Source organism: Companilactobacillus tucceti DSM 20183 (assembly GCF_001434665.1).
GTDB classification, from domain to species: Bacteria; Bacillota; Bacilli; order Lactobacillales; family Lactobacillaceae; genus Companilactobacillus; species Companilactobacillus tucceti.
Map to the genome: position 1 here is coordinate 26684 of NZ_AZDG01000012.1, position 14446 is coordinate 41129.

The following is a 14446-nucleotide window of genomic DNA, read 5'->3' on the forward strand; positions in this document are numbered from 1 at the left end:
CATCTATTTAGGAAATTAGGGAGAAATTATTTTGAATAAAACTTTAAATTCTAAATTGATTCTTTCAATTTTGGCGACAGGACTATTGGCATTCAGTGGTATCGTCGTGGAGACAGCGACTAATGTCACTTTTCCAACATTAATGAAAGAATTCAATGTTACAACATCTTCAGTTCAATGGCTGACGACTGGATATCTGTTGGTAGCGTCAATTATGATGCCTTTATCAGCCTTTTTAAAAAACAATTTCACGTCAAAAAAATTATTCACTATTGCGGCTTCTTTGTTTGCAATTGGTTTATTAGCTGATGCTTTAGCTCCAGTCTTTATGGTATTAGTTGTTGGTAGAGTTATTCAAGGTATTGGTGCAGGGATAGCTTTACCATTAATGTTTAATATTATTTTAGAGCAGGCTCCACAAGAAAAAATTGGTTTCTTGATGGGTATAGGAACTTTAATAATCGCAATTGCGCCAGCAGTGGGTCCAACATTTGGCGGTATTATCGTGGACGCTTTTGGTTGGCGTAGTATTTTTGGATCCTTGATACCAGTAGTTATTATTGCCTTAATAATAGGGATGTTTGAAATTCAGCAAGTAACAAAACCAATCAAATCTACTTTAGATTTTTTGAGTGTGCTCTATATTGCCATTACTTTTATTGGCTTGATTGTTGGATTTAGTAATCTATCTAAGGGATTGGTTTACTTTTTGATACCAACTTTGATAGGAGTTATATTTTTAATTTTATTTATTAAGCGTTCAAATTCGATTGAAAAGCCTTTATTAAATTTAAAGGTTTTAGGTAATAAATTATTTCGTAAACATTTAGTTGCTTTCTTTTTGTTTCAGATGGCAGCATTAGGAATGTCGTTTATTTTGCCTAACTACATTCAATTGGTAAATCAAAAATCTGCCTTAATAGCTGGTTTAGTTGTTTTACCTGGTGCAGCTCTTGGAGCAATTTTTGCACCGCTGAGTGGAAGTTTATTAGATCATTTGGGAGCTAGAAAGCCAATTATATTTGGCGCTTTTTTACAAATCATTTCAATGATCATCTTTTCTATTTTTGGTAAGAATCTATTTGTTTGGTCAGTTTTGATACTTTATGTTATCTATATGGGAGGAATAGGTACTAGTTTTGATAATACAATGACAAATGGTATTGGTCAATTAGATAAATCTGATACAGCAAATGGGAATGGATTGTTTAATACTGTGCAGCAATTTGCAGGTGCAGTAGGGACATCAGTCATATCAGCTATTGTGGCCACTTCTCAATCAGCTAATAGTGGTTTAAGTTATGCCATAAAAACGGCAACTGGTTCACAACATGCCTTTATATTTTTATTAATATTATTGATTCTTGCAGGAATACTTGTAAATAAAGCTACTAAGGCAAAATAAAAAGACATCCAAATTTTGGATGTCTTTTTATTAGGCTAGTGCTCCCATTGGATCCCATGGTGCAAGCACTTTAGGATCTTTAGATTCTGTTTCAAAAGTTTCTTTTAGTGAGTCGCTTAAAAGATTCTTGTTGATAACTAGTTGATAAACATATTCATCAAACCATGAATCACTCATAACAAAGTAACCCTTTGTACCAACTTTTTCACCCCATGAGTTTTCGACTTTCCACTTGAGTGGTTTGCCGTTTTCGTCGAGGTCAACACCTGTAATTACCATTGCGTGTGTCATCATACTTTCAATGTAATCTAGACGTTGTGCTTTAGTTAATTCAAGGTCAGTATTCAAAAGTCCTTCAAGATCATAGATGTTTGTGTCCATGATTCCGGCCTTTGTATCAGAACTTTGACCAACATCACTACCAAACCAAACAACTTCATCGCTTTGTAATTGTTTTACAGCAAGATCTTTAAAGTCATTGATTTCAAGGTTTAAGTGACGTACTTGGCGTCCACCAACAACATTTCCTAGCATTTCAACTGTATAAACATGATTGTAAGGCTTGTCGTCAGTTGGAGCGTTGATAGTTGAAACGTAATTATCTAGATCCCAACCAACATACTTTTTAAAGAATTCTTGTGGTGTGATATTTGATTCCTTATGATATTTTTTATCATCGTCACGGTAAGCCCAGTCAAATTTAGCAGGTGGTTCACCAACTGAATAAACCAAAATTTTGTATATTTCACTTAACATTTCGTTCTTTTGACGTTCAACGTCATCTTCTGATTTATTGCTATTAACTAAATCACGTAAAATAATTGCATCTTTACGCAATTTAGTATTCAAGACAGTGTTAAGTTCATTTGATTTAGTTCTACTGAATGTATCAGGCATAACGCTCTTAGGAACGACACCATATTTTTGAACAAGTGCCATGACCATATCCCATTGACCACCATCTTGTTGAGGTGTTGTCATTAGAAAGTCAACTTTTCTATCACCAACAGGTAGATCTGCAGTGTTGATCACATTTTGGAAGAAGAAGTTAGATTTTTCTAACTTATCCCAAAACAACATATAACCCTCAGATAATTCAAAGCCTTTGATTTTGAAATCCTTTTGAAGGGGATGTCTCATTGTATTTAAAGCTGCAAAAACCCAGCACAAACCTGATTGTTTTTGATCAGAAACTGAACCAGTGTCGATATCTACTGAAAAAATTGGATCCATAGCTACTTTAGAAGCAATGGTTTCACTTGACTTGTAAAGTCCGTTATTAGCAACAGCATTTTTAATAGCTGAAGATCCAGGAGTATTTTCAAAGTTCTCTTGAAACTTAGTTAGTTCTTTTGATGTTATTTCTTTTGTCATAAAATTTCTCCTTTTTTAAAATTATCTACATTCGATTACTTTAGGACCATCATCGTATCCAACGACAACTTTGTTTACTAGGTCAAGGAATAATCCATGAGCTACTATGCCGACTTGATGGTCCAACCAGTCTGCTAAAAGATGTGGATGTTTGATCGATCCCATCTTTAAGTCAATAACGTAATTTTTATTGTGGGTTAACACACGCTTTCCATTTTCATCCAATCTAAACTCTGGGTGCAAGTTTTCAGCTTTAAGGTCACTGAATGTTTTTTCGCATCCAAATGGTATAACCTCAGTTGGAAGAGGGAAACTGCCTAATTCATCAGCCATTTTAGATTGATCAACGATCCAAATGTTTTTATGTGAGTTAGTAGCTACCATCTTTTCAAGTAGGTGGGCAGCACCGCCACCTTTGATTCCTTGAAAGTTTTTATCAATTTGATCAGCACCATCGATCGTTAAGTCAATGTGATCGACATCATTTAGATCCTTCATAGGAATACCTAATGATTCAGCTTGTTTTTGTGATCGTGATGATGTGGCAACACCGACGATGTTTTTAATATCTCCATTTTGATATCTTTTTCCCAATTCTTCGATCATGTAGTAAACTGTTGAGCCTGTGCCTAATCCAATAACAGAGTTACTTTCAATGAAGTCTACTGATTTGACACCAACGGCTTTTTTTAGTTCGTCTTGATTCATTTTTCTCCTCCTAGAAGTTTTTGATAGTTTTTAGTTAAGAGATACTGAATATTAGGGTCGTTTTTAAAAGTTGCTTTGGCATATGAGCAAACAGGAACAATTTTTAAGTTATTTTTATCTGCATATTCTAAAACAGCGTCTAATAATTTTTTTGCAAGTCCCTTACCACGATAATTTTCGTTGACAAAAGTATGGTCAATAGAAATCGTTGAATCATCTATTTTGGTAATACCTATTTCACCAACTAAAATGTCACTTTCTTCTATATAAAAACGATTAGTTTCTGACTTTATTTCCATAAACAGCCCCCTTTAAAAACTTTTAATTCAATATTACCGTATTAATGAGGGAAAGTCAGTGTTGAGGATAGTTTTATCTACATTAGAATGCTATTATTTTAGGTATCTAATAGTTTGGTGAGGTTGGAATTTTGAATAAAAAACGCGGTTTTGAAATTGTCGGAAAATATCGTGAACAGGGAATTAATTTGCCAAAGAGACAGACTAAAAACGCTGCTGGATATGATATCGAGAGTGCAGCCGATTTTGTAGTTCCTTCGATCTGGAAATTTGGAGTATTAAATGTTTTAAAATTTTTGTTTAACAAGGGTAAAATAGAAGATCTAGAATTAGACAAAGTTCAAAAGTCTATTAAGCCAGTTCTTGTTCCTACTGGAGTTAAGGCTTATATGCAAGACGATGAGGTGTTATTAATTGCTAGTCGCTCTAGTAACCCTTTGAAGCGTGGACTTTCAATTCCTAATGGAATCGGTGTTGTAGATGCTGATTATTATAATAATGAAAGTAACGAAGGAGAGTTGTTCGTTCAATTGATCAACTTTTTCCCGGTAGATTATAAAATTAAGAAGGGTGAACGCCTAGCTCAAGGTATTTTCATCAAGTATTTAACTACTGATGACGATGAAGGCGGTCTAAAGGAACGTCAAGGCGGCTTTGGTTCATCTGGAATTTAGTTAAGGAAGGAATTTTTAGTGGCTAAACCAAAAACAAAATATATTTGTCAAAATTGTGGTTACGTTTCACCTAGATATTTAGGACGTTGTCCCAATTGTGGTGTTTGGAATCAGATGGTAGAAGAGGTTGAGCATAAAGAAACAACTCAAGCTACTCCTAGTCGTCGAACAAGTGATTTGGAATCTAAACCAGTAAGTCTTAATAATGTTAGTTTTTCTAAAGAAGAACGAGTAAAAACTAAGATGTCAGAATTAAATCGAGTACTTGGAGGAGGAATTGTTCCGGGCTCGTTGATTTTGATTGGTGGAGATCCTGGTATTGGAAAATCTACTTTATTGATGCAAGTATCAGGTCAACTGCAAGATGCTGGTGGCAAGGTTCTTTATGTTTCCGGTGAAGAGAGCGCTTCGCAAATTAAAATGCGTGCTGATAGATTGGGTATTTATGGTGATGATTTATTTGTTTATCCCCAAACGGATATGAGTTATATCAGAGAAACAATCAATGATATAAAACCAGATTATCTTGTGATCGATTCTGTTCAAACGATGGACGAACCAGAAATAACTTCTGCTGTTGGTAGTGTTTCTCAAATTAGAGAAGTTACTGCAGAATTGATGAATATTGCTAAACAGCAAAATATTACTGTTTTTGTCGTTGGGCATGTTACAAAAGGTGGAGCAATTGCTGGCCCTAAAATTTTGGAGCATATGGTGGATACTGTTTTATACTTTGAAGGTGATACACATCATAGTTATAGAATCTTAAGATCAGTAAAGAATCGTTTTGGATCAACTAATGAAATTGGAATCTTTGAAATGAGAACTCAAGGTCTTATTGAGGTGGATAATCCATCAGAGATTTTCTTAGAGGAAAGATTAACTGATACAAATGGATCTGCCGTTGTCGTATCTATGGAAGGAACTAGACCTATTTTGGTTGAAATTCAGTCATTGATCACCCCAACAATTTTTGGTAATGCCAAAAGGACTGCAACTGGTTTGGATCATAATCGAGTTTCTGTTATCATGGCAGTTTTAGAGAAACGTGGAAACTTGATGTTGCAAAATCAGGACGCTTATTTAAAGTCAACTGGTGGTGTAAAATTAGATGAGCCAGCAATTGATTTAGCATTGGCGATGGCAGTTGCTTCCAGCTATAAAAATTTGGGTATTTCAGCGACCGATTGTTTTGTTGGAGAAGTTGGATTAACCGGTGAAGTTAGACGAGTAAACTTGATTGATCAAAGGGTTAATGAAGCGGAGAAACTTGGCTTCAAGAGAATATTTATTCCAAAGAATAATCTTGGTGATTGGTCGAAGAACAATAAAATACAAATTATTGGAGTTTCTACTGTTACAGAAGCAATGAATAAAGTTTTTAACTAGGAGGTTTTCTATGCGAAAAATTTTAATAAATGCTATTTTCGCATTGTTAGGAATAGCTGTCGGTATAACTTTTCTACCGGCGTTATGGGCAGTCATAGGCATGGCTGATATTGCGTGGTTAAATAACGGATATGTTAACGGACTTATTGGTGGGATCATTTTATATTTATTTTCATTTTTATTTGTTAAACCAATATCTGACCTTAATGCCAGGATTGAAGGATATTTTAATACTCGCTCGCCGGGTTGGATAATCTTTGGAGCCTTATTCTTAATCGGTGGATTGATTTTAGCAAATATTATCTCTATTCCTTTTTATATGATGCATAATATATTTGCTAATATTATTCCTCCTATTCTAATGATTATCTTCGGTTTCTTAGGTTTTCGATTAGGTACAAGTCGAAGAAATGATTGGCGTAGTTTTTCATTAAGTAAACGTAAGAATAATGAAAAAAATGACGGGTTAGATTTTAACGGGGAAATTACTCGTCGAGAATCCAAAAAAGACTTTTATCCTTATAAGATACTTGATACATCAGTCGTAATTGATGGGAGAATTCATCAATTAGCTCAAACAGGTTTTCTTGAAGGAAAGTTAATGATTCCTGATTTTGTGGTTCATGAACTTCAACTTATTTCTGATTCAAGTGATAACCAAAAGCGTGAACGTGGACGCCGTGGATTGGATATTTTGAACGAAATAAAAATGGATCAAACAATAAATTATGAAACAACTACTAGAGATTATGATAATATTCCTGAAGTGGATATGAAATTACTTAAATTAGCTAAAGAAATTGGTGGCGCTGTAATTACAAACGATTATAATTTAAGTAAGGTTAGTGAATTTCAAAATGTTCAGGTTCTTAATATTAATGAATTAGCCAAAGTCTTAAAACCTATGGTTTTGCCAGGAGAGACAATGACTGTTAATGTAATAAAAGAAGGTACTGAACGAGAACAAGGTGTTGCATACCTAGAAGATGGAACAATGGTCGTCGTTGAAGATGGAAAATACTTCATTAATAAGAAAGTCGACGTTGTCGTAACTAGTGCATTGCAGACAGATGCTGGTAAAATGATTTTTGCAAAGCCTAAGCATTCTATGAATGGCATTCAGGAAAGTACCAAGAATGGTTCAAAGGAAAAGAAAAATCCTAAGAATAATTCGCAAAATAAGAGGGGAGTAAATAGAAATGGCAAAAAAGTCAGATAATAAAGTACGAGTTAGATATGCACCAAGTCCTACAGGACACTTGCATATTGGTAACGCTAGAACTGCAATCTTTAATTATTTGTTTGCAAGAAGACATAAGGGGACTTTTGTTATCCGTATTGAAGATACAGATACAAAACGTAATGTTGAAGGCGGCGAACAAAGTCAACTTGAAAACCTTAAATGGTTAGGTGTTGACTGGGATGAAGGTCCTGATGTCGGTGGAGATTACGGTCCTTATCGTCAATCTGAAAGAAAAGAAATTTATCAAAAGTATATCCAAGAATTACTAGATAAAGGTCTAGCTTACGAATCATATCTGACTGAAGAAGAATTAACCAAAATGCGTGAGGATCAAGAAGCTCGCGGAGAGATGCCTCACTATGAGTATGAATTTGCTGGAATGAGTGAAGAAGAAAAGGCAGCAAAGATTCAAGAGGCTAAGGATGCTGGCTTGACACCAGTTGTCAGAATTCACGTTCCAAAGAACAAGGATTACGAATGGGATGATATCGTTAAAGGTAAGGTATCAATTGATTCTGATACTATCGGTGGAGATTGGATCATTCAAAAACGTGATGGTATGCCAACATATAACTTTGCTGTTGTTATTGATGACCATTTGATGGAAATCAGTCATGTTCTTCGTGGTGATGATCACGTTGCTAATACTCCAAAGCAATTGATGATTTATGAAGCACTCGGTTGGGAAGCTCCTAAATTTGGTCATATGACACTTATCATCAATACTGAAACAGGTAAGAAGTTAAGTAAACGTGATGAGTCTATTCTTCAATTTATCGAACAATATCGTGCATTAGGTTATTTGCCAGAAGCTATGTTTAACTTCATTACTCTACTAGGATGGTCTCCAGTAGGTGAAGATGAATTATTCACACGTAAACAATTCATCAAGATCTTTGATGAAAATCGTTTGAGTAAATCACCTGCTAAATTTGATCAAAAGAAGTTGGAATGGGTCAATAATCAATATGTTAAGAATGCTGATGTTAGTGAAATAACAGATCTAACACTTGCTAATTTGATTGAAGCAAAACGTATTCCAGAAAATCCAGATACAAATACAATTCAATGGGTAAGACACTTAACAGAATTGTATATGCCACAAATGAGTTTTACACAACAAATTGTTGATCTATCAGATGTCTTCTTTAATCAACCAGATGTTTTAACTGATGATGAACAAAAAGAACTAGAAGATGACGATGCGCGTCCAGCTATTGAAGATTTGCGTGGTAAACTTGAGAAACTTGATCGTTTCACAGCCGCAAAGATCATGGCTGCAATTCAATCAGTTCGTGCTGATACTGGTGTTAAAGGTAGAAAACTTTATATGCCAGCTAGAATTGCTGCTACTCGTACAATGCATGGTCCAGCAATTGCTGAAGCAATCGAATTGGTTGGTCGTCAAAAAGCTCTAGATAATATTGATAAAACTTTGTCACAAATGAACTAAATTGAATAAATTAAAAAGAGGTTGAAGGCTCAATTTGCCTCAATCTCTTTTTTTATAATAGTTTAATATGGAAAGGAGAAATCATGTTAAAGATATTCAATACGTTAACGCGCCAAAAAGAAGAATTTAAATCAATTATCCCAAATGAGGTTCACATGTATGTTTGTGGTCCTACTGTTTATAACTACATTCATATTGGTAATGCGCGTTCAATCGTCGCATTTGATACAGTACGTCGATATTTAGAATATTTAGGCTATAAAGTAAAATTTGTTTCTAACTTCACAGATGTTGATGACAAGATGATTAAAGAAGCAAATCGTGAAGGTATAACTGTTCCTGAAGTTGCTGATAAATTTATCAAGGCATTTTATGAAGATGTAGCCAAGTTGAATGTTCAAAAAGCTACAATTAATCCTCGCGCTACTGATAATATTAAAGAAATCATTGATTTTATTTCAGATTTAATTGATAAGGGTTACGCATATGAGTCCCAAGGGGATGTTTTCTATCGTGCTAGAAAATTTAAGCATTATGGAGAATTATCAGATCAAGATATCGATCAATTAGTCCAAGGGGCAAGTGAACATATCGGTGAAGCTGAATTTGATAAGAAGCAAGACCCAGTTGATTTTGCTCTTTGGAAAAAAGCAAAGCCTGGCGAGATTAACTGGGACTCACCATGGGGAGCAGGTCGTCCAGGATGGCATATTGAATGTTCTGTTATGTCTACTAAATATCTAGGTGACACTTTTGATATTCATGGTGGTGGCCAAGATTTGGAATTTCCACATCATGAAAACGAGTTAGCGCAAAGTGAAGCCAAAACTGGTAAAAAATTTGTTAATTACTGGATGCATAACGGTTTCGTTACTGTAGAAAATAATGAAAAGATGAGTAAATCTCTAGGTAACTTTGTTACTGTTCATGATTTAGTAACAAAGGTGGACCCTCAAGTATTACGTTTCTTCTTATCATCAACTCATTACCGCAGACCTTTGGAATATTCAAAATCTAATTTGCAAAAAGCTGCTGATAATTTAGAGAAAATTAAAACGGCTTATAATAATTTGCAATTTAGATTAGATGACGCAAGTGGTGACCCTGATGATATTGATGAACAAGTAAAAGTCATTTCAGATAAATTCAAAGAAGCAATGAATGATGACTTCAATGTTCAAAATGGTTTAACTGAAATATTTGAGTTAGTCGGTTTGGCTAATAATTACAGTTCTCAAGATGAAGTAAATGAAGACAGTATTAAGAATATTTTAAGTGAAATGGTTTCATTAGGAGGAATTCTCGGTATCAAATTTGACGAAAAACAAGATTTGTCAGATGAGATCCAAGAAATGGTCGATAAACGTGATCAAGCACGCGCGGACAAAGACTTTGCAACAAGTGATCAACTACGTGATAGATTAAAAGAAATGGGAGTTATTCTTGAAGATACTCCACAAGGAACACGGTGGCACATTAATGGTTAAAATCGAACAATTAAATGGAGTTACTTTAGCCTATTTAGGAGATGCAGCATATGAAGTTTATATTCGCAGGCATCTGTTAGATTTGAACATCACTAAAGTAAATCTATTGCAACAAAGAGCTAAGCACTATGTTTCAGCCAAGGCTCAAGCGGCACTTATTAATTTAATGATAGAAGAGAACGTTCTATCAGATGAAGAAATTAGAATTTATAAGAATGGCCGTAATGCTAAAAAATATACTAAGGCAAAAAATACCAGTGTATTAACTTATCATATGTCTACAGGCTTTGAAGCTTTAATAGGATATTTGGATATCAAAGATGATAAGAAAAGGTTAGAAGAGTTAATTGCCTGGTGTATAAAAAAAGTAGAATCGGGGGAAACAGATGCAGAACAATTCGAATAATAATGAAGAGAGTGAACTAGTTTTTGGACATCACTCAGTTGAGGAACTATTAAAATCACCAACTGCCGGACAACGTGTTAATAAAGTGCTAGTTCAAAAAGGACTAAAGAGTTCTCATATTGGTGAGGTTATTGAGTTAGCCAAGCGTAGTAAATTGATCGTGCAAGAAGTTCCCAAGACAAAGCTTGATGATATTAGTAATGGCGGTAATCATCAAGGTATGGCTGCATATATTGCACCATATCAATATGCTGAATTGGATGATATTTTTAAAGCTGCTAAGGCTAAGAATGAAGATCCTTTCATTTTGATTTTAGATAGAATAGAAGATCCTCATAATTTAGGATCCATTTTAAGAACGGCAGATGCTGTTGGAGTTCATGGAATTATTGTTCCTAAGCATCGTTCAACTGGATTAACTTCAGTAGTCGCTAAAACATCTACTGGTGCAATTGAACATGTGCCAGTAGTAAGAGTTACTAACTTAGTTAATACGATAAAGGATTTAAAGAAAGAAAATGTTTGGGTCTTTGGCACGGCTATGGAAGGTGACAATTACCGTAGTTGGAATGCTAAAGGTGCTATTGCTTTGGTTATTGGTAATGAAGGAAAAGGTGTATCACCACTAGTTCAAAAGCAAGTTGATCAAACATTGAGTATTCCTATGGTTGGACATGTTCAAAGCTTAAATGCCAGTGTTGCAACTGGAGTTTTACTCTATCAAGCATTTGCTTCAAGACATTCATAATAAATTAAAAATAGTCTCCGTATGAAGACTATTTTTTTGTGGATAAATAAATTTTTGCATGATCCAATTAAGTTGTAATGAACTAACGTTCTCTTAAATTTGGGATTTAGGAATGATAAATTTAAATAGAAAAATCGTTCATAAAAGAGGGGAACTTTTATGAATAAAACTGAAGCCAGTCTGATTTTACGTGTTAGGAATGAAAATGATTCAAATTCTTTACAAAAATTGATCAAACGCTATAGACCAATGATAGAAAGTTTATTTCAGCAATATTATATTCACGGTTATGATCGCAACGATTGGTATCAGGAGGCATTCATTGTTTGTCACGAAACTTGTGTGATATTTAATGGTGATAATGGATCCCAATTTGGTAGTTTTTTCAAAATGAGATTCAAAAACCACATTATTGACATTGTTAGACGAGAAAATACTTATAAACGTCAAGCTAACCAAAATGCTCATTCATTTGAAGTTTATCTAGTAGAGAATCATCAGGCATTTGTTTCTAATCACCATACTAAAATGGTAGATTTGGTGAATGGTTTGGAAGATTATTTTAATGATTTAAGTCATCGAGAAATTTTGGCAATTAGGTATTTGTTAGGTCAAATTGAATTAAGTGAAGCTTGTAAAAGAGCTAACTGTACTGAGGAACAAATGATTCGTGCAATTAGTCGTTGCAAAACTAAGATCAAAGATCGACTACGTTAAAATTGTTGGACTTTTAATATTTAAAAAGCTACAATAAAAAAGATAATAAAATGCACAGATTCTGGAGAATTCAATGGGACTAAGAAAAGTAGCACTTGCTTGTAGTGTTTGTGGATCTAGAAATTACACGATTTCTGAAAATCCAAACAGAACAGAACGTCTTGAAGTAAAGAAGTTTTGCAAGCATTGCGGTAAACATACATTACATAAAGAAACACGCTAAACTGGAGGACTAAATGAAATTATTTAAATTTTTTGGTAGTGTCAAAAAAGAAATGAAACTTGTTGTTTGGCCTACATTCAAAGAAAATAAACGTGATACATGGACAGTTATTGTTACATCACTAATATATGCTGCCTTTTTAGCTTTGATCGATTGGGGCATGTTATCACTTCTACAACATTTCTTGATGGGTAAATAAGATTGTAACTAATTAAAAAATTTGCTACTATAGAAACAAGCGAAAACTTCGATTTTTTTCGAAGTTTTTTTATTTTGATTTTTTTGGAGGAAATTATGGCTGAAGCTGGAGAAAAACAATGGTATGTCCTACATACATACTCAGGTTACGAAAATAAGGTTAAGGAAAACTTAGAATCACGTGCTCAATCAATGGGTATGGAAGATTATATTTTTCGTGCAGTAGTGCCAGAAGAAGAAGAAACAGAAGTAAAAAATGGTAAGTCAAAGACAGAAATGAAGAAGACTTTCCCAGGTTATGTTTTAGTAGAAATGGTTATGAGTGATGAATCATGGTTTATTGTTCGTAATACACCTGGTGTTACAGGATTCGTTGGAAGTCACGGTTCAGGTAGTAAACCTGCACCACTCTTACCAGAAGAAATCGATCACATTCTAAATGACTTAGGTATTAGTATTAAAGATCAAGCCAACGACTTTGAAGTTGGTGAGACAGTTACAATTATCGATGGTGCTTTTGCTAATATGACTGGTAAAGTTACAGAAATAGATGCAGAACACAGTAAATTAAAAGTTGATGTTGATATGTTCGGACGTATGACAAGTGCCGAAGTTGATTTCAACGCCGTTGAAAAATAAAAAATCATCATTGCTATAGTCAATAATTGATGATATTATAAGACGGTATGTTTTTCTCATACATGTGGGAGAGAAAATATTTATTCTCAATATGACCACATCACGGACTAAGGAGGTATGCACCGTGGCTAAAAAAGTTGCTAACGTAGTTAAATTACAAATTCCTGCTGGTCAGGCTACTCCAGCTCCACCAGTTGGTCCTGCTTTAGGACAAGCTGGTATTAATATTGTTGCATTTACAAAGGATTTTAATGCACGTACACAAGATCAAAAGGGAATGATTATTCCTGTTGTTATCTCTGTATATGAAGATCGTTCATTCGATTTTGTTACAAAGACACCACCTGCAGCAGTTCTATTGAAGAAGGCTGCTGGTGTTGAAAAAGGCTCTGGCGAACCTAACACTAAGAAAGTTGCCAAAGTCTCACAAGACCAAGTTCGCGAAATTGCTGAAACCAAGATGAAAGACCTAAACGCTGCAAATGTTGAATCTGCAATGCGTATGGTTGCTGGTACTGCAAGAAGTATGGGCTTTGAAGTAGAAGACTAGACATAGCAGTTTACAGGGATACGAAAGTGTTCTTAACAAGTGGGAGGGGAAAAGCCCCCAATAAGACCACAAAGCAAGGAGGAACTTAGCATGGCTAAGCATGGAAAAAAATATATTGAAGCTCTCAAACAAGTAGATAAGACAAAGACTTATACTGCTACAGAGGCTATTGACTTACTTAAAAAAGTAAATTACGCAAAATTTGACGCAACTGTTGAAGTTGCAGTTAACTTGGATGTAGATCCAAAACAAGCTGACCAACAAATTCGTGGTGCCGTTGTTCTACCTAACGGAACAGGTAAATCACAAAAGGTTATCGTCTTCGCTGAAGGTGAACAAGCTAAGGCTGCTGAAGCTGCCGGTGCTGATATCGTTGGTTCTGACGATCTTGTTGAAAAAATCCAAGATGGTTGGTTAGACTTTGATGTTGCTGTTGCAACACCACCAATGATGGCTAAAGTTGGTCGTTTAGGTCGTGTACTTGGACCTAAAGGCTTAATGCCAAACCCTAAGACTGGTACTGTAACAATGGATGTTACAAAGGCAGTTAATGATATTAAGGCTGGACAAGTTACTTACCGTGTAGATCCTAATGGTTTGATCCACGCACCTATCGGTAAACTATCATTTGATACAGACAAACTTGCTGAAAACTTTAACTCATTCTACGATGTTATTGCTAAAGCACGTCCTGCATCATTGAAGGGTAACTATATTGTTAGTGTTAATATGACATCAACATTTGGCCCTGGTCTAAGAATCAACGCTTAGTGTTGACTAATAACCAAAATAATGATAATGTACAATAGTTGATTTCTACCGAAGACTCAGGTGATGTAAATCTTAATATCCTGCCGAGGCCAGAAGATTGTTAATTAATCTCTGTGTCCTTCGGACGCAGAGATTTTATTTTAGCCGAAATTTGTAGAATTA

Annotated in this window: 17 protein-coding genes and 1 other annotated feature; of the genes, 14 read left to right on the plus strand and 3 right to left on the minus strand. The window is 34.8% G+C overall.

The features are described 5' to 3' along the window. The first annotated feature begins 28 nt into the window (after positions 1 to 28). Positions 29 to 1405: a DHA2 family efflux MFS transporter permease subunit gene (locus FC72_RS06290; RefSeq protein ID WP_157051122.1), complete on the plus strand. Its 1377-nt coding sequence runs from the start codon at positions 29 to 31 to the stop codon at positions 1403 to 1405. Between the two features lie 30 nt (positions 1406 to 1435). Here FC72_RS06290 and FC72_RS06295 read toward each other — a convergent pair whose 3' ends face one another. Genes FC72_RS06295 through FC72_RS06305 form a run of 3 tightly spaced genes read right to left on the minus strand, consistent with a single transcriptional unit; the run spans position 1436 to position 3786 of the window. Continuing rightward, positions 1436 to 2779, minus strand: coding sequence for a C1 family peptidase (locus tag FC72_RS06295; protein ID WP_057765910.1), 1344 nt, complete (start codon positions 2777 to 2779; stop codon positions 1436 to 1438). A 21-nt stretch (positions 2780 to 2800) separates the two neighbouring features. Further along, positions 2801 to 3487: a ribose-5-phosphate isomerase RpiA gene (gene rpiA / locus FC72_RS06300; protein ID WP_057765913.1), complete on the minus strand. Its 687-nt coding sequence runs from the start codon at positions 3485 to 3487 to the stop codon at positions 2801 to 2803. After that, complete coding sequence (locus FC72_RS06305; RefSeq protein ID WP_057765914.1) at positions 3484 to 3786, minus strand: GNAT family N-acetyltransferase; 303 nt, start codon at positions 3784 to 3786, stop codon at positions 3484 to 3486. The genes rpiA and FC72_RS06305 overlap by 4 nt, the downstream gene beginning before the upstream one ends. A gap of 131 nt (positions 3787 to 3917) precedes the next feature. Here FC72_RS06305 and FC72_RS06310 point away from each other — a divergent pair, with 131 nt between their 5' ends. From FC72_RS06310 to rplA, 13 genes are all read left to right on the plus strand, one after another. Continuing rightward, positions 3918 to 4460: a dCTP deaminase/dUTPase family protein gene (locus FC72_RS06310; RefSeq protein ID WP_057765916.1), complete on the plus strand. Its 543-nt coding sequence runs from the start codon at positions 3918 to 3920 to the stop codon at positions 4458 to 4460. Between the two features lie 18 nt (positions 4461 to 4478). Continuing rightward, positions 4479 to 5849: a DNA repair protein RadA gene (gene radA, locus FC72_RS06315; RefSeq protein WP_057765918.1), complete on the plus strand. Its 1371-nt coding sequence runs from the start codon at positions 4479 to 4481 to the stop codon at positions 5847 to 5849. Between the two features lie 10 nt (positions 5850 to 5859). Next, complete coding sequence (locus FC72_RS06320) at positions 5860 to 7068, plus strand: PIN/TRAM domain-containing protein (protein WP_057765920.1); 1209 nt, start codon at positions 5860 to 5862, stop codon at positions 7066 to 7068. Beyond that, a complete protein-coding gene (gene gltX, locus FC72_RS06325; RefSeq protein WP_057765922.1) occupies positions 7049 to 8545 on the plus strand; it encodes a glutamate--tRNA ligase in 1497 nt (498 codons plus the stop codon). Before FC72_RS06320 ends, gltX begins: the two co-directional genes overlap by 20 nt. Before the next feature lie 83 nt (positions 8546 to 8628). After that, positions 8629 to 10032 carry a cysteine--tRNA ligase gene (gene cysS, locus FC72_RS06330; protein ID WP_057765924.1) on the plus strand — a complete coding sequence of 468 codons (1404 nt, stop codon included), beginning with the start codon at positions 8629 to 8631 and terminating at the stop codon, positions 10030 to 10032. Further along, positions 10025 to 10438, plus strand: coding sequence for a Mini-ribonuclease 3 (locus tag FC72_RS06335; RefSeq protein WP_057765926.1), 414 nt, complete (start codon positions 10025 to 10027; stop codon positions 10436 to 10438). The genes cysS and FC72_RS06335 overlap by 8 nt, the downstream gene beginning before the upstream one ends. Then, positions 10419 to 11186 (plus strand): 23S rRNA (guanosine(2251)-2'-O)-methyltransferase RlmB, encoded by a 768-nt coding sequence (gene rlmB / locus FC72_RS06340; protein ID WP_057765928.1) that lies wholly within the window; start codon positions 10419 to 10421, stop codon positions 11184 to 11186. Before FC72_RS06335 ends, rlmB begins: the two co-directional genes overlap by 20 nt. A gap of 159 nt (positions 11187 to 11345) precedes the next feature. Next, entirely contained in the window at positions 11346 to 11903 is a 558-nt protein-coding gene (locus FC72_RS06345) for a sigma-70 family RNA polymerase sigma factor (RefSeq protein ID WP_057765929.1), read from the plus strand. Positions 11904 to 11976: 73 nt separating this feature from the next. After that, positions 11977 to 12126, plus strand: coding sequence for a 50S ribosomal protein L33 (gene rpmG, locus FC72_RS10655; protein WP_076613567.1), 150 nt, complete (start codon positions 11977 to 11979; stop codon positions 12124 to 12126). 13 nt (positions 12127 to 12139) lie between these two features. Beyond that, entirely contained in the window at positions 12140 to 12325 is a 186-nt protein-coding gene (secE, locus tag FC72_RS06350) for a preprotein translocase subunit SecE (RefSeq protein WP_057765931.1), read from the plus strand. 95 nt (positions 12326 to 12420) lie between these two features. Then, positions 12421 to 12963 carry a transcription termination/antitermination protein NusG gene (nusG, locus tag FC72_RS06355; RefSeq protein ID WP_057765933.1) on the plus strand — a complete coding sequence of 181 codons (543 nt, stop codon included), beginning with the start codon at positions 12421 to 12423 and terminating at the stop codon, positions 12961 to 12963. Positions 12964 to 13087: 124 nt separating this feature from the next. Then, the gene (gene rplK, locus FC72_RS06360) at positions 13088 to 13513 is read left to right on the plus strand and encodes a 50S ribosomal protein L11 (protein ID WP_057765935.1); all 426 of its coding nucleotides are present in this window, start codon (positions 13088 to 13090) and stop codon (positions 13511 to 13513) included. A gap of 90 nt (positions 13514 to 13603) precedes the next feature. After that, positions 13604 to 14284 (plus strand): 50S ribosomal protein L1, encoded by a 681-nt coding sequence (gene rplA / locus FC72_RS06365; protein WP_057765937.1) that lies wholly within the window; start codon positions 13604 to 13606, stop codon positions 14282 to 14284. A gap of 30 nt (positions 14285 to 14314) precedes the next feature. Then, positions 14315 to 14432: a sequence feature (ribosomal protein L10 leader region), on the plus strand. Positions 14433 to 14446 lie beyond the last annotated feature (14 nt).